Genomic DNA, 19,055 nt, shown 5'->3' on the forward strand with positions numbered 1-19,055 from the left:
TTCCGAGGATTCACGGAGCCCCTCGGACTTCTCCGCAGCTATTTCCAAGCCATTTTTGTGATCCTGGACTGGGCTCCGGTGCGGTCTTCCTTTGCTTTGGCAAATCTACGCCGGAGCGCTTTCAGCGATAACACGAAATGAACAAGAATATCCATCGCCTGGTCTTCAACGCCGTGCGAGGCATGCTGGTAGCAGTCCAGGAAAATGCGGTCGGACGCGGCAAGGGGCGCCAGGGCTGTGCCGAACGCCAGGGACAAGGCACGACGTTCCATCCCGTGCTGTGGCTGACGGTCATCGCGGCATCGATGATGGGCTTGCCCGTGATCCTGGCGCAAACCGCGCAGGCTCAGACCCTGCCGATCCAGGTGGACAAGAACGCGCCGGGGGCGCGTCCGGTGGTGGGGGTGGCTGCCAATGGCGTCGCCATCGTCAATATCGCCGCTCCCAACCGCAATGGCGGGACCAGCGTTAACAACTTCATCCGGTATAACGTGGGGCCTTCCGGCGTCGTGCTGAACAATTCAGGGCAGAATAGCCAGACGCAGATTGCCGGTTGGGTCCAGGGGAACATGCAGCTGGGCAACAATAGCGCCGGTGTGATCGTCAACCAGGTGACGGCCCCGAACCCCTCCCAGCTGATGGGCATGCAGGAGGTGGCCGGCAACCGTGCGACGGTGATTTTGGCCAATCCGGCGGGAATTACCTGCGCGGGCTGCGGCGTGATCAACGCGGATCGCTTTACCCTCTCGATGGGCCGCGCACTGTACGGCCCGGACGGCAACCTTGCCGGCTTTGACGTGCGGGACGGGCATATCGCCCTCGACGGCCAGGGCTTGTCTAGCCCGCAGGCACAAGTGGACCTGCTCGCCCGTTCGATCTCAATCAATGCCGAGCTTTGGGCCAAGCACATCAATGTCATCACCGGTGCCAACCAGGTTGATTACCAGAATCTCAATGCCACCGCTCAGGCCGGTAATGGCGCCGCGCCGCAGTTCGCACTGGATGCCTCCGCGCTCGGCTCTATGTACGCGAACGGCGCCATCCGCCTGATCGGTACCGAGAAGGGTGTGGGTTTCAACCTGGGCGGCATTGCCGACGCGCGCGGCGGCGATATCACCGTGGACAATAACGGCGATGTGCGAGTGCTGGCTAGCGGGCGCCTGCAGTCGCAAGGCAACGCGACCATGACTGGCGCTAACCTTGACAACGCCGGGACCATCACCACGCGCGGCGGGATCACCGCCACGACACCCGGCCAGTTGACCAACACTGGTACCGTGGCCGCCGGCACCGACGTGCTCGGCCTTGCCGACCGCATTGCCAACAGTGGCACTATCGGCGCCGGGGTCGATGCCAACGTCACCGTCGCCGGGACCGCCAACCTCGCCGCGCGCACGTCGATCCAGTCCAGCGGCAAGATTCTGACCGGGGCCGATACCAACCTTTCGGCGCCAACGCTGGACCTGTCCCAAGGTACGACCGTGGCACACGGCACGGCAAACCTCTCGGCATCGGGCGCCATCGTTCACCAGAACGCACGGCTCGAAGCCAACGCCGTGCAGGTGCAGGTCGGCGGCACGGTGGACAATCGGGGGGGGCACCATCGTGGCGGGCACGAGCGGCGCGCAAGTTAACGGCGCGACCGTCCTGAACCAGGGTGGCGCTATCACCAGCGGCGGTGCGCTGGCTGTCGCCGGCACGCAAGCGGTAAACAACACCGGCGGCACGCTCGCCGGGACCGGAGCGACCACGGTGGCCGGCTCGTCCATCGTCAACCGCAGTGGCGTCATGGGCTCGGTGCAGGACAGCCTGACCCTGACCGGGGCGCTCGACAACACCTCGGGCAAGGCACTGGCGGCCAAGGACCTCAACGTTGGTGGTGGCGCCATCGTCAACGACCACGGGCAACTATCGGCCACCCAGGCGCTCAAGGCCGACACCGCCGGGCAGGCGCTCATCAACACGTCCGGCGTGATCGCGGGCGCCAGCGTCCAGGCCGATACGGGCCTGTTCGACAGCCGTGCGGGCGTGGTGCAATCCACGGGCCTGCTGATGGTCGACACACACGGGCAGCTGTATGACAACGGCAATGGTGGCCTGACGGTCGCCAACGGGCCGTTGACCCTCACCACGGGCGTATTCAGCAACCGCGCCGGGACGGTCTCCGCCCAGCAGTCAGCCAAGGTGACAGCGACTACCTTCGACAACACCGGGGGCAAGTTCGTCACCGGTGGGCCACTGGACGTGACCGCCGACAGCCTGGCCAACATTGACGGCTATCTCGCCACGAACAGTGATGCGAAACTCCGGATTGCAGCGATGCTCGACAATACCGGGGGCTTCACCCACGCGGGCGGTTTGCTCGATACGCAGGCCAGCACGGTGGTGAACCGCAACACCCTGGGCGGCACGGACGCCGCGCCCAAGGGCATGGAGGGCGGCAGCGTCCAGATCACCGCCAATGCCATCGAGAACATCGACGGCGCCCTGCGGGCCGACACGGCCATGACCGTCGGCGCCGCGACGCTCGACAATACGCGTGGCGAAGCGACCTCGGGCGGCACGGCCCAGCTCAATGTGGGCGCCACCACCAACACGGATGGCCTGCTGGCGGCCAATACGCGGCTCGGCATCGAGGGAGACCGCCTCACCGGCGACGGCATCGTGCAGTCCCAGGGCGATCTCGGCCTCAAGCTGACAAGTGACTTTACGAATACGAAGACGCTCGCCGCTGCCGGCCGGCTTGATCTCGACACCCGCGGCGACGTGAACAACACCGGCAAAATTGGCGCCGGTGTGCTGAACCTGCATGGGCGCAACATCACGAACGATGGCGAACTGCTCGGGCAGACGTCCAACACGATCCGTGCCGACCAGGCCGTGCTTAACCGGGGACTGATCGATGGCGGCGCGGTGCGCGTCGAGGGCGGCACCACGGTCACGAACCTCGACCGCATCTATGGCGACTCGGTTTCCATCGGCGCGGGCCAGCAGATTCTGAACGACATCAACCCGGCCACCGGTAACGGTGCGGTGATCGCCTCGCGCGTGGGTGACGTGAACCTGGGCGCGCCGGACATCGTGAACCGCGAGCACGCGCTGATCCTCTCTTCGCAGGACCTGAACGTGGGCGGGGCGCTCGACGCAGAGGGCAAGGCGACCGGCCAGGCCAACTCGCTCACCAATGCCTCGGCCACCATTGACGTGGCGGGCAATGCGAACATCAACGCCGCCAGCATCCGCAACGAGAACAGCCACTTCGAGACACAGGTGAATGACACCGGTGTGGTGAACACCATCACCTATCGCCTGAAGGGCTCCGACCAGGACATTGATCCCAGCACCGCGATCTTCTGGGACTGGAAGCGCGGCGCCCCCGATGACGCGCACCCAGCCACCGACCTTGGGTGGCTGTACCAGGACGGCAATGAGCGTGGCGCTTATCGGTGGCTGATCCTACCCTCGACGCAGTACCCGTTCTCGCAGTTCGGCCCGCCCTTTGATTGGTCGCGCCTGCCGGATGGCACCACCGGCCCCAACCGGGGTTACTACGACGCCGTGGAAGGCGACAACAGTTTTCTGCCCGCCGAGCAATGGACCCCGGTGGGCCTGGCGCTGGCCCAGTTCTCACAGACGGACAACGTTGGCAATGTCGTGGCGGTGACCGACGAGCACTTCTACTACCGGCCAGACGATGTCATCTGGGACAAACTGGGTGTACAGCGCCCCAGTTCGGCACCGCCAGCATTCCAGGCGCCTTGCGCCAGTGATGCGCCTGCATCGTGTCAGGCCGCATACCAGGCGTACCAGACCTGGCGCCAGGCCAATTTTGCCCAGTATCAGGCGCTCAATGACAAGATCAAGACGTTCAATCTGGACTTTCACTCGCGCGTGGTGAGGGACTTCTATTCGGTCAACGAGCAGACCCGCACCCGCGACGAGGTGGTCAAGAGCACCGATCCGGCCCGCATCCTGGTGGGCGGCAACGCCGCGCTCAATGGCAACGTGATCAACGACAAGAGCGAGATCGCCGTCGGTGGCACGCTCACCGTACCGGGCGCGGTGGACGACCGGGGCTACACCGGCACCCGGATCGAGAGCATCACGGGCACGCAGGACTGGAACTACATCAACTACGGCGTCAACGACCCCGACCGCCGCAGTGACAGCGGCACGCTGCCGCCTCTCAACCTGACGCTGCCGCTGGTCCTGGCGACCGGCACGGCGCTGGAGCACCAGACAGTGACCGGCACCGGCACCACCGTGGCGGGCAAGATTGGCGTCGGGCCGATTGCCAACGCGCCGACCATGACGCAGGTATCGCTGAACACGGGAGGCGCCTCGGCAGGCGGTCGCCTGGGCGGCGATGCGATCCGCACGGTCACCCCGTCGCTTGCGGTACCGAACAATGCGCTGTTCCAGGTGCACGCCGAACCGGGCGCGCGGTACCTGATCGAAACCGATCCGCGCTTCACCGACCAGCGCCAGTGGCTGTCCAGCGACTATATGCTGACCCAACTGGGCCAGGACCCCAGCCGCGTGCTCAAGCGCCTCGGCGACGGCTTCTATGAGGCCCGCCTGGTGGCCGATGCGGTCATGCTGGGGACCGGCCAGCGCTTCGTGGGCGACTACACCGACAATGAGGCGCAGTACAAGGCACTGATGCAGTCGGGTATCGAATTCGGCAAGCAATTCTCGCTTCACGTCGGCACGGCGCTCCCCCCCGAGCAGATGCAGGCGTTGACCAGCGATATCGTGTGGCTGGTGGAGAAGACCGTCACCCTGCCGGACGGCAGCACCCAGCAGGTGCTGGTGCCACAGGTGTACCTCAAGTTGCGGGAGGCCGACCTCAAGGGCGACGGCACGATCATCACCGCGCGCAACATGGCGATCCAGACCGATGGAGATGTGAAGAACAGCGGCGCCATTGCGGCGCGCGACGTGATGCTGATCGATGCGGGCAACATCCGCAACGACCGGGGCACGCTGGCTGCCGGCGCCATGGGCCTGAATGCCAGGCAGGATATCGACAACCTGGCGGGCAAGATCAGCGCCGACAAGCTCGCGGCAACCGCTGGGCGCGACATCAACCTGACCACCACCACCGCTTCGGCCAGCAATACGCAAGGGCAATCCAGCGCCAGCCGCACGGTCATCAGTGGCATATCGAGCCTCGATGTGGGCGATGCCGTGCTGGTGGCCGGACGGGACATCAACAACACCGCCGCCAGTGTCACGGCCAGCGGCAGCCTCGGCATGGGCGCCGGGCGGGATATCAATCTCGATACGGTACAGGTGGGCGTGCAGCGCGATACCGCCGCCGATGCGAAGAACCGCACCAGCGTCGCGCGTAGCACCGAGATCGGCACACAGATCACGGGCGGCGACGTCGCCCTCGCGGCGGGCCGCGACGTGAATGCCACCGCCGCCTACGTCAACGCCGAGGGCGCGCTGGCAGTGGGAGCCGGACGCGACATCAACGTGAAGGCGGGCCAGGCCAGCGTGTCGGTACGCGACGAGCAGTCGCGCGAGAGCGGCGGCTTCATGTCGAAGACGTCCACCCACACCATCGACGCCAAGAGCCACACAGAGGCGCTGGGCAGCACGTTCTCCGGCGACACGGTAGATATGAATGCCGGTCGCGATATGACCATCACGGGCAGTACGGTGGCGGCCACGCACGACGTGAATCTCGGCGCCGGCAACAATATGACCATCGACACCGCCGAAACTACCTCGTCGGCCTACAGCTTCAAGGAAGAGAAGAAGTCGGGCTTCGGAGCCACCGGCTCGGGACTGTCGTACGGCAACCGGGACCAGAAGGACACGACCAATGATAGGGGTACGCAGCAGGTCGGCAGCCTGGTCGGTTCCACGGACGGCAGCGTGCACATGACGGCGGGCAGTACCCTGAAGGTTACCGGTAGTGACCTCATCGCCAAGCAGGATGTCACGGGCATCGGTGCGGACGTGACCATCGAGGCCGCGCAGAACCGCCAGCACCACGACGAGGCGCACGAGGTCAAGCAAAGCGGCTTCACGCTGGGGGGGTCCGGCGGCGCCATCGGCGCGGCGATCAATGCGGGCAGCAAGATCAGTTCCGCGTCCAAGAGCGAGGATGGCCGTGCTTCCGCCTTGTGGGGCATTGCGGCAGCGCGTGACGTTGCCGATACTGGCGCGGCACTGGCGCAAGCCGGAGGCAACCCGCTAGCCGGCGCTGCCGCCACCCTCTCCTGGGGTACCAGCCAGAGCAAGCAGACGCTCACTGAGGACAGCACCAGCCACAACGGGTCCACTGTGTCGGCGGGCGGCACCGCTGCCTTCATTGCGACTGGCGTCGATGCCAATGGCAACAAGACGGCTGGTGACCTGAACATCATCGGCTCGAACATCGACGCCAACAAGGTCGCACTAGGTGCCAAGCACGACGTGAACGTCGTCTCGGCGACCGATAGCGACGAAAGTCACAGTACCAACAAGTCGAGCAGCGCCAGCGTCGGTGTGTCCTATGGCGCGCAGGGCTTCGGTGTCTCCGCTTCGGCCTCGATGGCAAAAGGTAACTCGGACAGCCAGGGCACGACCCAGGTCAACAGCCACGTGACCGGCAAGGAATCGGTCACCATTGTGTCGGGCAACGATACCAACATCCTGGGTGGTACGGTCAGCGGTGGCAAGGTGGTTGGCGACGTGGGCGGCAACCTGAACCTCGCCAGCCGCCAGGACACAGGAGAGTCCCACGCCCGCCAGCAAAGCATGGGCGGTGGCTTCAGCATCAGCCAGGGCGGCGGTTCGGCCAGTTTCTCGGCATCCAAGGGCAAGGCCGATGGCAGCTATGCCAACGTGACGGAACAGTCTGGCATCTACGCTGGCGAGGGCGGCTTCGACCTCAACGTCAAGGGCAACACCGACCTGAAGGGCGCGGTGATCGCCAGCGAGGCCAGCAAGGACAAGAACAGCCTGACCACGGGCACGCTCACCTGGAGCGATATCGCCAATCATTCGGACTACAGCGCCACCTCGATGGGCATCTCGGGCGGCGGCACCATGGGCACTCCCAATAGTCAGAACAACAGCGGGCCAACCTCGGGCAAGAACACCGGCGGCATCAGCCCCATGATCCCGCAGCACAAGAGCGGCAGCGAGGACGGCGTGGCGCAGGCGGCGGTGGCTGACGGCACGATCACGATCAAGGACGAGGCCAACCAGAAGCAGGACTTGGCGACGCTCAAGCGCGACACCACGGGCACCAACAGCCAGGTCGGCAACAACCCGGACCTGGAGAAGCTGCTGAACAAGCAGGCCGACATGATGGCGGCGGCCCAGGCAGCGGGTGAAGCCGTGGCCAAGACGGTGGGGGATATTGCTAAGTCCAAGTTCGATGATGCCAACAAGCGGTACACCGCAGCGGCGGAAGCCAACAAGCTCAATCCGAGTGCCGAAAATCAAGCGGCCATGGAGGCGGCTCAGGCCGATATCGAAGGCTGGAAGGATGGTGGCAGCTACCGAGCCGCGCTGCACACTGCCGGTGGTGCACTGATTGCTGGCCTTGGTGGCGGCAACGCGTTAGCGGGAGCCGCTGGCGCTGGGGCAGCGTCGCTGTCGGGAGGGAAGCTGAGCGAGCTGAGCAACGCCGTGGCTAGCGGTGCCGATACCGGCAGCGCGGCACTGAACGAGACCCTGGGCAACATCGCCGCGAACATCGTGGCGGGGGGCATCGGGGCGGTAGTGGGCGGAGGATCCGGTGCGTCCATGGCGGCGAATGTGGACCGCTACAATCGACAGTTGCACCCGGATGAGAAGCAACTTGCGAAGAAGATGGCTGCGAATAGCGGTGGCAAGTACACAACAGAGCAGATCGAAGCGCAAATGCGGCTGTCTGATCGTGTAGATATGAATGGAAAGGTGCTGGAGTACGGTACGCCCGACCAGATCAACGCTGCAACGACAAAGCAAACAGATGGCGGTGTAACGTGGACTTCGGTGGCCGGCACAACGCAGATCCGAGAAGTACAAGCGCAGCCGGATGCAGGGATCATTGCCTACATCCAGTCGCAACAGAAGACTATGCAAGGTGATGTGCCCTATACGAGCCGGCTTGACTTCGGCAACGTATCGAAAACTAGCAACTCGCCTGGAACCTTGCCGACTGCGAAGTGTGGGGCTGGGCAGGCGAACTGCGCTGCTGGCTTGCCTGCAGGGTATACACAACAGGAAATTACCCAGAGGCGTACTGATGTAGCTGATATGGCTAGCTACGTTGGCACTCAAGCTGGCCGGATTGGTGCAACCTCCGCAGCAATAGCAGTAGGTTCACCAAACCCTGTAGTGGCGGCTACAGCCGGCGCTATAGCGGGCGCAGCGACGACGACAGGCTTAGCTGCCGGTGCGGTCGAGCAAATAGTACGACCGGACGTAGGACAGTATACAGCGGAGAATCTCCTTGGATTGGGCGGCTACTACTTGGGCGAACGCTTTCCAATGGCAGGTCCAGTAATCAATGAAGCTGGAGAGGCAATAAAGGCAACAAACACGATGAATTCCGTGAAAGCATGGATTAATGAGCAGTGGACCAAGCGCACCACTGAAAAATAAATGAAATTAATCGAAGACGGAAATTTAACGGCGACCGTACGAGGTGCTCTGATAGTGATCGGAGCTATTCTCATATTCGGAGGACTTGGAGTCGAAGCCATCCCCAATTGGCTTGGAATTATCGTCTTTCTTTTTGGGATAGTCGCCATCTTCGTTGGCGGAATTAGTTCTCGCGCAAAAATGATTGGCCTTAAACCATTTGGCAAGTCAGAGTGGCGTAAGGCAAAAGAGACCTATCAAAAAGAGAAGGACGATAAATAACAAGCTACTTGCATAAGTTCCACTTCCCGGTCGACCAAACGTAGCAATACATGCCGATTAAGCACACAAGCGCGCGCCGCAAGGCGCGCGGTGTCTCCCCTTTTGTCCCATTTTTCCTGTCGCTACCCTCGCTGGCCGTGGCCCAGGCCCTGCCGTTCTTCCCGAACGTCACGCCAAACGACGCCATCGAGCGCCGCCAGGAGCAGCAGCAAGAAGCCGCCAAGCAGCGCGCCATGGCCCGCCCGGACGTGCTCTCGCCCACCGCCGCCGAGCCCGCGCCGTCCGGCCCGCTGCTCCTCCCCACCGAGGCGCCCTGCTTCCCGATCAGGTCCGTGACATGGGAGGGCGCCGAAGATTTCCCCTGGCTGCAGAGCGAGGTCGGCATCCTGGTCGGCCAGTGCGTCGGCAAGCAGGGACTGGAGGCGATCCAGGACTACTTCTCCGCCCGCCTGGTCAGCCAAGGCTACATGACCACGCGCGTGCTGATCCCCGACCAGCACCTCGCCAGCGGCGAGTTGCGCCTGCGTGTCGTGGCCGGCCACATCACCGGCATCCAGTCCGAGGGCACCGCCGGCTGGTGGCGCACCGCCCTGCCGACCGGCCCCGGCGGCCTGGTGAACCAGCGTGACGTGGACCAGGGCATGGAGAACATCCGCCGCCTGCAGGGCCAGGCCGATGCCAGCATCGACCTCGTGCCCGGCGAGACCCCCGGGGCCACCGACCTGGTGATCAAGCCCGGCACCGGCAAGCGCTGGCACGCGCTCGTCACGGGTGACAACGGCGGCCTGGACAACACCGGCAAGTACCAGATGGGCGGCACGCTCACCGTGGACTCGCCGCTCTTCCTCTACGACAGCCTGACGATCTCCGGCAACACCAATGCCAACGTCGGCAACGGTGCCGCCGGCACGCGCTCGTCGGCCATCAACTACAGCATCCCCTTCGGCTACTGGAATGCGTTCTTCAACGCCAACCAGTCGCGCTACAAGCAAACGGTGGCGGGCTTCGAGGAAGACATCGTGTATGGCGGGCGCAATACGCAGATCGAGGCGGGCCTCGGCTACGTGCCGTTCCGCAACGCGTCGGGCAAGACCAGTCTCTATGGCAAGGTGTTCCGCAAGACCGCGCACACCGCCATCAACGGCCAGGACATCCCGGTGCAATCCCGGGATTTTGTCGGCTACGAGGTCGGTGCCGCCCACCGCCAGTATTTCGGCGCCAACGTGCTGGATCTGGGCGTCGGCTGGCGCGCCTCGCTGCCCAGCCATTCGAAGGAGCCTGGCTTCGTGCTGGGCGAGCCGAACTGGGATGGCAAGTCCGAGATCCTGCTGGCCAATGCCGGGCTGATGGTGCCGTTCCAGGTCAGCGGGCAGCGCCTGCGCTACCAGGGCAATGTGCGAGCCCAGTATGCGCGCACACGCGTCCTGCCATCCGACTACTTCACCATCGGCAACCGCTACTCGGTGCGTGGCTTCGATGAGCAGCTGACGCTCGCCGCCGAGAACGGTGTCACGATGCGCAACGACCTCGCGTGGCAGCTTGGTAATTCCGGACAGGAGGCCTTCATCGGCTTCGACATGGGCCATGTGAGCGGCCCGTCCGCCGCGTTCCTGGTGGGCCTGACACTGATGGGCGCCGTGATCGGGGCGAGAGGACGCTGGGCGGCGAGCCGCTACGCCGCCCTGACCTACGAAGTCACCCTCGGCTGGCCGGTCAGGAAGCCGGAATTCTTCCGCACCCACTCGCCCAATATCGCCGCGCAGATCGGGCTTGAATTCTGAATACCTCAGCCGGACCGCACATCGGCCGCCGGCCCCTCGAGCACAAAGCGGTTTCGCCCGGCCCGCTTGGCCTGGTACATCGCACTGTCGGCCCGATGCAGCAGCGGCTCGAGTCGCGACGCATCGGGCGTCGCGCAGACCGCACCGACGCTGATCGTCACAAACGGCTGCACGGGCGTTCCGTTATGCGGTATGCCGAGATCGCGCACCGCCGCGACCATGGCCCGGGCCACGGCTCGGGTGTCTTCCTGCGTCGACGCAGGCAGTACCACCGCGAATTCTTCGCCGCCGAGGCGCGCACAGAACTGCGCGCCTGCCAGCACCCGCGTCAGCGCGGCAGCCACCTGGCGCAGGCATTCGTCGCCACGAGGGTGGCCATACAGGTCGTTGTACTGTTTGAACAGGTCCACGTCCAGGATCAGCAGTCCCATCTCCTCGCGCCGTTCAAACGCGCGGATCACGGCGGCCATCGCCTCGCGCTGGAAGTAGCGGCGGTTCGGGATGCCGGTCAGGGCGTCGATATCCAGGTCCGCCTGCACGCGTGACAGTTGTTCCTCGGTCTGCCCGAGCCTGGCCGTCAGCGCCAGTTCGCGCGACTGGTAGCGGCTGATGTCGAGCAGGAAGACCAGTGTGCCGATGCGCTTGCCGTCCATGCGGGTCACGGCTTCCGCAGTGAGCTCGAAATGCGCGCCAGGCGGCACGAACGGGCGCACGGCGCGTTCCTTGCCTGCACCCTGCGGGCCCAGGAACACCTCCTCCCAGCCGGCGGGCACTGGCTGCCCGCGGCACAGCTGCGGCACCAGCCGTGCGGCGGCCGGGTTGTACTCGACGACCCTGCCGTCGGCACCGAGGACCACGCATCCCTCGCCCAGCGCGTCGAACACGCGCAGGCGCGCGTAGTGGCCGATATCGTCGAGGTGCCTGCGCAACCCGCAGAACCAGACCAGCACAGCCATCAGCGAAAACGTGGCGGGTATCAGGTCGCCGCCAAGCGGCCCGGTCCAGCGCAGCAGGTAGGCGATATGGGTCAGCAGCGGCAGCGCCAGGCTGCCCGCCAGCACCGCGCGCCCGCGCCGCGACAGGGCGTCATTGGGGACCTCGGCCGTGACAAGGAAATAGAAACCCAGCGCAAGCAGCAGGTATGACCAGGCCGCAATGACGCCATAGCCGATGCCGTGTTCGAAGACGGCACCCGGGGCCACGCCCGGCGGCATCAGTGTGATCCTGGTCCAGACCAGGTGGTGATGCGAATTGGTCAGGACCAGCACCACGGTCAGCACGGCCACCAGTATCGGCACCGACAGCAACGACCACGGCACCACATAGCGCGGCCGGCTCAGGTGAACCATCGCCACCAGCCAGCCGATCGGCACGGCCACGATGCCGAAATACTGGATCTCAGACCACAGTATCCGCCCGGCCAGGTCCGCCGAACTGATCTCGAGCAGCCGCCCGCCGCTCCAGATCACCACGCCGCCGGCCAGCACCAGGAACGCCTGGATGGTCGGATCATCACGCCGCGGCCATGCCGCGACGGCCATGCCAATACTGCACACCACGGCAATGGTCAGGCAAAGAACGAGAGGATACGATGGCATGGGAGCCGGCTTCTATTTCCCGATCACGACGTGAACCGTGATTTCCATGTTGATGTCGGTTGCAGTCCGGATTCGCTGCCGCCGGGCGACGGTTCGCCCAGATGCACAGGAAGAGACACAACAGGGCATAGATTATCCCTCCACCCTCTCCGTCCGATGCGCCACGGCCTTCGCCTCCTGCGGCGACAACTGCATGAAGATCCACGCCGACGCGCACGTGATTAGCCCCATGCAAATGAACGTGGCATGAAACGCCGGCAGCACGCCTGACGGCAGGTTGCCGAAGCCCCGCTCGAACGTCGTCAGCAGCGCTCCCGCCGATGTAACCGCCAGGCTCATCGACAGCATCTGCACCATCGACAGCATGCTGTTGCCGCTGCTGGCGCCGGTGCCGCTCAGGTCCTTGAGGGTGACGGTGTTCATTGCGGTGAACTGGATCGAGTTGACCATGCCGAAAAGCGCCAGCAGCGGGATGACCATCCACAGCGGCCGCTGCGGCGTGATCAGCGCAAACGCGGCCATCACAACGCCGACCGCAAAGGTGTTGGTGACCAGCACGCGGCGATAGCCGTGGCGCTCGATCAGCCGGGTGGCGAGGCGCTTGGACGCCATGCCTGCCGCTGTGACGGGCAACATCATCAGGCCGGCGTCGAACGGTGAGTAGTCCAGGCTCACCTGCAAGGTCAGCGGGATCAGGAAGGGCATCGAGCCATTGCCGATGCGCGCGAACAGGTTGCCGAGCAAGCCCACGCTGAAGCTATGGATGCGGAACAGCCGCAGCGCGAAGAGCGGCTGGCGCCAGCGGCCCGCATGCAGCACATAGGCCGTCAGCGCGGCCATGCTGGCGATCAGCAGCATCAGCACGGTCGCATGCTGGAAGCCCAGGTCGGCCAGCCCGTCCAGCGAGAACGACAGCGCCAGCATCGCGACGGCGAGCAGCACATAGCCGGTGATGTCGAAACGGCCGATGCCAGCCTGCCTCGCATTGGGCATGTAGCGGACCGTCGCCAGCGCACCCAGGATGCCGACGGGGACGTTGATCAGGAAGATCCAGTGCCACGACAGCGCCTGCGTGAGCCAGCCGCCCAGCGTCGGGCCGATCAGCGGGCCGATCATGCCCGGGATGGCGACAAAGCTGAGCGCCTGCAGGTACTGGTCGCGCGGGAACGTGCGCAGGACCGAGAGCCTGCCTACCGGCAGCAGCATGGCGCCGCCAACGCCCTGCACTACGCGCGCGGCCACCAGGAAGGGCAGCGTGCCGGCATACGCGCACAGCAGCGAACCGAGCACGAACAGCGCAATCGCGGTCTGGAAGATGGTGCGCGTGCCGAAGCGGTCGGCCAGCCAGCCCGACGCCGGGATGATCACGGCCATGGTGAGCGAGTACGCGATCACGACCGACTGCATGCGCAGCGGGCTTTCGCCGAGGCTGCGCGCCATGGACGGCAGCGCGGTGTTGACGATGGTGGAATCGAGCGTCTGCATGAAGAAGCCGACCGCCACGACCCACAGCATGATGCGGCGGGTGTGGTCGTCAGGCATGGGCGTGGTCATGGCTGCGTACTCCGGTGCTGGCCGGCATGCCGGCCAAAGCCGCAACCTTAGGCCGGCGGAGGGTGGCGTGGCAAGTCCGTGCGTGGCTTACATCGCCGCACGCAGGCCAATGAAGAAGCGCCGGCCCGGCGCCGGTTCGAAATACCGGCCATTGGCTTCGTTGACGATCACCGAGCCGATGTACTTGCGGTCCGTAACGTTGTCGATGCGGCCGAAGGCGAACAGCCGTGTCTTGCCGATGCGGAATTCGTAGCCGGCACGCAGGTTGAAGGTGGCATAGCCGGGCGCGGCCTGGGTGTTGAGGTCGTCGGCATAGATGCGGCTGTCCACGTGCATTTCCGCGCCCAGCACGAGCGGCGGCAGCGGCCGCCATGCGATGTCCAGGTTCAGGCTGTGCCGTGCCGTGCCGGGCAGCCGGTTGCCGGCATTGACGGTCTGTCCCTGCGCGTTGAGGAACGATTCGCCGAAGTAGGCGGACAGATAGGTGTAGGCCAGGCCAGTCTCGAACCGGCTGCCTGCCACGCCATCGGCCGACGCGCCCACCTGCGCGCCGAAGCCGCCGCGCCACGCCAGCTCCAGGCCGCGCCGGCGCACGCCATCGACGTTCTGGTAGACGGTGCGGCCGGCGTTGTTCGACAAGGGCACCACCTCGTCATGGCTGTCGGCATCGAACAGCGCCGCCTCCAGCCGCTGGCGCTGCTGCTGCCACTTGACGCCGATCTCGCCCTGGCGGCTGGTGGAGGCCTGCAGCCCCAGGTTGCTGCCGGCGCCGCCCGGCCCGTAAGCCACCTCGGTCAGCGTGGGCGTTTCGAAGCCGCGGCCGAGATTGGCGTAGACGTTCAGCGTGTCGAGCGCATGCCAGACCATGCCCAGCACCGGGCTGACATTGTTGTACGTGGTGGAGCCGCTGTCGTCCGGGCTGGCGGCGGTGATGAAATGATCGTCGATGCTCAGCCTCACCCGGCTTGCCCGCACGCCGCCCACCAGCTCCCAGGACGGATGGAAGCTCCAGTCGAACTGCGCGAAGGCGCCAAGGTCGCTGGCCTTGTCGGTTTCGTCGCGGCGCAGTGCGCCCTGGGTGCCGTTGTTGTTGACGAAGCCGGTGCGGCCGTCGCGCATGCCGTTGGCCTCCACGCCGGCGCTCCATTGCAGCGGCAGGCCGCCGGCAGTGGTATGCCGCGTCCACGACAGCGCCGCGCCGCCGTAGGTCCGGTCAAGGTCGACGATGCCGCCGGACGAGGTCGCGGCAATGCCGCTCATGCCCAGCCGCTGGTTGAGCTGGCGTGTACCCACATAAAGCCGCCCCTGCAGGCTGTCAGCCGCTGTCAGCTTGTGGTCCACCACCACGCCGGCCTGGGTCTGCTCGACAGTCTTGCCGGTATCGAACTGCGTGGCGGCCGGAACGGCCTGGCGCGGGTTGGCATCGGCCTGCGCGCGCGTCAGCCCCAGCGGGTCCTGCGCCAGCGGCTGGTTGAAATAGTTGAACTGGCCCGTCACGCGCGTGGCGTCGGTCGGCTGGGCCACGACCTTGGCATTGAGCTGGTAGCGGCGCGCGGCGCTGTGGTCGCGGTAGCCGTCGGTCTGGTAGGTCCACGCGTCCAGCGTGCCGCCCAGCTTGTCGTTGCCGCCGCCGAGCGCCACGCCGGCCTGCCACTGGCCGTCGGAGCCGAAGCCGGTTGAAGCGCGGCCGGTAAAACCGTCCTTCGGCGGGTCCGGCGTGAACACCTGCACCACGCCGCCCGAGGCATTGCCATACATCTGCGCGAACGGGCCGCGCAGCACCTCCACGCGGCTGGCATTGGCAAGATCGGCGGTTGCGGCCTGGCCCTGCCCGTCGGGCATGGTGGCGGGAATGCCATCCACGTACAGGCGCACGCCACGCACGCCGAATGTCGACCGTGTGCCGAAACCGCGCACGGAGAGCTGCAAGTCCTGTGAATAGTTCTGGCGATCGCGTACCGCCACGCCCGGCACGCCAGTCAGCACTTCCGACACGTTCACGAGCGGCGAGGTCGCGCGCAGCGGATCGACCGGAACGCTGTCCACCGCGGCAGGGGCATCGAACCGGCGCTGTTCGCTGCGCGATGCGCTGACCACCACATCCGGCAGCGTCGCTTCCGGCTCGCTGGCTACCGCCTTGCCGTTGGCTGCAAGTCCGGCCAGCACGCAAAAAGTCGATGCCGCCGTATGGCGCGTGACGAGGTGCCGGAGTGCCAGGATCTGCTTGCCGCCTGTTGTCATCGTTGGAGAGCGGTTGCGGGCTGGCGCGGTCGTGGAATCCATCCGGCGCCGGGTTGGGGTGGATGCGAGATAACTTTATATGGTCTGCACCCGATTTGCCATGCGGCGGACTTGCGGGAAAACCCCTTCCCTTAATGGTGACAAACAATCAAAAAATTTCAATGACTCATTTCCGCACTGTTCACCATGCGGCGCCATCGTACCCCTAGACTTCTCTCAACGGCGGCAACAAACCAGATGCCGCCAGCCAGTCAGGTTCAATCCATTTGCTTATTAAGTGAGGCAAGACACCATGAACACCCACCAGACCCGCGTCGCCATCGTCTATCACAGCGGCTACGGCCACACCGCCAAGCAGGCCCAGGCCGTCGCGCGCGGCGCCGGCAGCGTGGACGGCGTGGAAAGCCTGCTGATCAGCGTCGATGAGATCGACCAGCACTGGGACACGCTCGAACAAGTCGACGGCATCATCTTCGGCGCGCCGACCTACATGGGCAGCGCCTCGGCCCAGTTCAAGGGCTTCATGGACGCGACCTCGCGCAATGTCTTCGCCAAGGGCGGCAAATGGGCGAACAAGGTGGCTGCCGGCTTTACCAATGCGGCATCGCGTTCGGGCGACAAGCTCGCCACGCTGCAGCAGATCGCCATCTTCGCCGCGCAGCATGGCATGCACTGGGTGAACCTGGGCCTGCCCCCGGGGCACAACAACTCCAAGTCGACCGAGGATTCGCTCAATCGCCACGGCTTCTTCCTGGGTGCCGCAGCACAGTCCAACGCCGACGAGAGCGCCGAGGTCGTGCCACCGCTGGCAGACCTGCGCACCGCCGAGCACCTGGGCGCACGCGTCGCTGAAGTGGCACGGCAACTCGCCGCCGGCCGCCGCGCGCTCGCCACGCTGAAGCAGGCAGCCTGAACCCAAAGCGCAGCCTCAAGGTTGCGCTTTGTTGCCCGGTCTCCTAATATGCAACCACGTAGTTGCATATTAGGAGACCGGGCATGACTTCATCCACGGACCGTATCGAACGCAGCGTCCTGCTCAAGGCTGCTGTCCCGCGCGTCTGGCATGCGCTTTCCGATGCCGCAAGCTTCGGCAACTGGTTTGGCGTGAAATTCGACAGTGACGTCGCCTTCGCGCCCGGCCTGCGCGTGCAGGGCCACGTGACCTATCCGGGATACGAGCACGTCATCTTCGACGTGCAAATCGAACAGATGGCGCCACAGCGGCTGCTGTCATGGCGCTGGCACCCTGCGGCCGTCGAGCCCGGCCGCGATTATTCGGATGAGCCCTCCACGCTTGTGGTGTTCGAACTGAAGCCAGTGGCGGACGGCACACTGCTGACTGTCGTGGAATCCGGCTTCGACCAGATCCCGCCGCAGCGGCGCCTGGAAGCGTTCCGCATGAACAGCGGCGGCTGGGACGAGCAGATGCGCAACATCGCCAGCCATGTCGGCAACCCCGCATGAGGCCCTGCCCGACCTGCGGGTGCGCGCCTCGGTATTTGCGGCACTCGGCGATGAAACCCGCCTGAGGCTGGTCGTGGCGCTGTGCGCGGGCGGAGCGATGTCCATTGCGCAGCTCACGGCCGGCAGCGCCATGACGCGGCAGGCCGTCACCAAGCATCTGCTGGTGCTGGCCGATGCGGGCCTCGTGCACGATATCAAGGTGGGACGCGAACGGCTCTGGCAATTCGAGCCCGCGCAAGTTGAGCTGGCGCGCCGCTCGCTCGAGGTCATCGCGCAGCAGTGGGACCGCGCCCTGCTGAAACTCAAGGCGGCTGTGGAAATGCACGAGCCGCCGGCCTGAGGCCCCTGCAATCAAAAAAAGCGGCCGGATTGGAATCCGGCCAAATGCATCTGCGCCAAGAACGCAAGTGCCGATATGACTGATATCCGTCCGACCCATGCCGGACGGACCGCACTGCTTAGAAGCGGTGACGCAGGCCGACGGTGGCGCCGGTCTGGTTTTCGCCCGGCACCACGGTGCCGACACCGTTCAGGCCCAGCGACGAGCCCGACTTGTTCTTCGCGAAACCGACATTCAGGTAGACATCGGTGCGCTTGGACAGCGAGTAGTCGGCCGACAGAACCAGCATCCACGGGTCCGCGTCGCTGTTGTGCGTGTCGGTGTAATACGCCGCGCCGGTCAGCAGGAAGGCCGGCGTGAAGCGGTACTGCGCGCCCGCCCAGTAGACGTTGCTGCGCACCGGGGCAGCAGTAGCGCTGCCGGTACCGTCATCCTTGAGCCAGCGGTAGCCCGCGAAGACCTTGCCATCGCCGATCGTGACCGCGGTACCGATGGCCGCGCGCCTGGCGCTGCGATCCTCGAGCGCGACGGTGCCGCCCTGGTACTGGTCGTAGGCTGCGCCGATCGAGAAGGCGCCTGCCGCGTACGCCAGGCCGCCGCCGAAGTTGCGGCCCGCCTTGGGCGAGCCCGGCACTTCACCGTTGTTGTCGCGGCCGAAGCTGTAGAAGGCCGTGGCGGTCAGGCCGCCGAACTTGCCGGTGTACTTGATGGCATTGTCGGCACGGTTGTTGAACGCCGAATCGACGGTGTTCAGCGAGTAGCGCGGGCCCACGCCCATCGGGTCATAGGCCCCGAACAGGTCATACAGCGCGTTCTGCTGGCGGCCCAGCGTCAGGGCGCCGATGTCAGCCTGCAGGCCAACGTAGGCCTGGCGGCCGAACAGGCGGCTGCCTTGTCCGGAAAGGCCGGTGTCGATATCGAAACCGCTTTCCAGCACGAAAATGCCCTTGAGGCCGCCCCCCAGGTCTTCCGTGCCGCGCAGGCCCCAGCGGGAACCCGACAGGTTGCCGGAGTTGAGGCGGGTCACGGTGCCCTGGGCACCGCCGCTGCCGGCTACGTTGTTGATGACTTCGACGCCGGCATCGACGATGCCATACAGCGTCACATTCGATGCAGTCTGCGCGTTGACCAACCCGGGCGCCGCCGAGGCCGCGGCTACCGTCATTGCAAGGAGAGCTTTCTTCACTGTGTTATCCAACTTGTCGTTCTACGGGAGAGACCTGC

General features: G+C 65.3%; 12 protein-coding genes. 7 read left to right on the forward strand and 5 right to left on the reverse strand.

Going from position 1 to position 19,055, the window contains the following annotated elements:
- Positions 1 to 38: 38 nt before the first annotated feature.
- Entirely contained in the window at positions 39 to 272 is a 234-nt protein-coding gene (locus LDO29_RS05720; protein WP_224079134.1) for a hypothetical protein, read from the reverse strand.
- Between LDO29_RS05720 and LDO29_RS05725 the strand changes: the two genes are divergently transcribed.
- From LDO29_RS05725 to LDO29_RS05740, 4 genes are read left to right on the forward strand one after another with little or no spacing between them, the layout of a single operon-like run.
- Entirely contained in the window at positions 183 to 1,634 is a 1,452-nt protein-coding gene (locus LDO29_RS05725; protein ID WP_253074108.1) for a filamentous hemagglutinin N-terminal domain-containing protein, read from the forward strand. The genes LDO29_RS05720 and LDO29_RS05725 overlap by 90 nt on opposite strands.
- Positions 1,606 to 8,592 (forward strand): hemagglutinin repeat-containing protein, encoded by a 6,987-nt coding sequence (locus LDO29_RS05730; protein ID WP_224078817.1) that lies wholly within the window; start codon positions 1,606 to 1,608, stop codon positions 8,590 to 8,592. The genes LDO29_RS05725 and LDO29_RS05730 overlap by 29 nt, the downstream gene beginning before the upstream one ends.
- Positions 8,593 to 8,853: a DUF4231 domain-containing protein gene (locus LDO29_RS05735; protein WP_224078818.1), complete on the forward strand. Its 261-nt coding sequence runs from the start codon at positions 8,593 to 8,595 to the stop codon at positions 8,851 to 8,853. It begins immediately after the preceding gene.
- A 50-nt stretch (positions 8,854 to 8,903) separates the two neighbouring features.
- The gene (locus tag LDO29_RS05740) at positions 8,904 to 10,634 is read left to right on the forward strand and encodes a ShlB/FhaC/HecB family hemolysin secretion/activation protein (RefSeq protein WP_224078819.1); all 1,731 of its coding nucleotides are present in this window, start codon (positions 8,904 to 8,906) and stop codon (positions 10,632 to 10,634) included.
- A 5-nt stretch (positions 10,635 to 10,639) separates the two neighbouring features.
- Here the strand turns inward: LDO29_RS05740 and LDO29_RS05745 are convergent, their stop codons facing one another.
- The 3 genes from LDO29_RS05745 to LDO29_RS05755 all read right to left on the reverse strand — a co-directional run bounded on the left by LDO29_RS05745 (position 10,640) and on the right by LDO29_RS05755 (position 16,069).
- Positions 10,640 to 12,232 carry a diguanylate cyclase domain-containing protein gene (locus tag LDO29_RS05745; RefSeq protein ID WP_224078820.1) on the reverse strand — a complete coding sequence of 531 codons (1,593 nt, stop codon included), beginning with the start codon at positions 12,230 to 12,232 and terminating at the stop codon, positions 10,640 to 10,642.
- 132 nt (positions 12,233 to 12,364) lie between these two features.
- Positions 12,365 to 13,786 carry a multidrug transporter subunit MdtD gene (mdtD, locus tag LDO29_RS05750; RefSeq protein ID WP_224078821.1) on the reverse strand — a complete coding sequence of 474 codons (1,422 nt, stop codon included), beginning with the start codon at positions 13,784 to 13,786 and terminating at the stop codon, positions 12,365 to 12,367.
- Between the two features lie 87 nt (positions 13,787 to 13,873).
- On the reverse strand, positions 13,874 to 16,069 hold the full coding sequence (locus tag LDO29_RS05755; RefSeq protein WP_396022628.1) for a TonB-dependent receptor family protein: 2,196 nt from the start codon (positions 16,067 to 16,069) through the stop codon (positions 13,874 to 13,876).
- A 250-nt stretch (positions 16,070 to 16,319) separates the two neighbouring features.
- Here LDO29_RS05755 and LDO29_RS05760 point away from each other — a divergent pair, with 250 nt between their 5' ends.
- From LDO29_RS05760 to LDO29_RS05770, 3 genes are all read left to right on the forward strand, one after another.
- The gene (locus LDO29_RS05760) at positions 16,320 to 16,940 is read left to right on the forward strand and encodes a flavodoxin family protein (protein ID WP_224078822.1); all 621 of its coding nucleotides are present in this window, start codon (positions 16,320 to 16,322) and stop codon (positions 16,938 to 16,940) included.
- Between the two features lie 83 nt (positions 16,941 to 17,023).
- Entirely contained in the window at positions 17,024 to 17,491 is a 468-nt protein-coding gene (locus tag LDO29_RS05765) for an SRPBCC family protein (RefSeq protein WP_224078823.1), read from the forward strand.
- On the forward strand, positions 17,472 to 17,831 hold the full coding sequence (locus LDO29_RS05770) for an ArsR/SmtB family transcription factor (RefSeq protein ID WP_224078824.1): 360 nt from the start codon (positions 17,472 to 17,474) through the stop codon (positions 17,829 to 17,831). The genes LDO29_RS05765 and LDO29_RS05770 overlap by 20 nt, the downstream gene beginning before the upstream one ends.
- Positions 17,832 to 17,949: 118 nt before the next feature.
- On the opposite strand, the gene LDO29_RS05775 is transcribed toward LDO29_RS05770, so the two are convergent.
- A complete protein-coding gene (locus tag LDO29_RS05775; protein ID WP_224078825.1) occupies positions 17,950 to 19,017 on the reverse strand; it encodes a porin in 1,068 nt (355 codons plus the stop codon).
- Positions 19,018 to 19,055 lie beyond the last annotated feature (38 nt).

This window comes from Cupriavidus laharis (assembly GCF_914271435.1).
GTDB classification, from domain to species: Bacteria; Pseudomonadota; Gammaproteobacteria; order Burkholderiales; family Burkholderiaceae; genus Cupriavidus; species Cupriavidus laharis.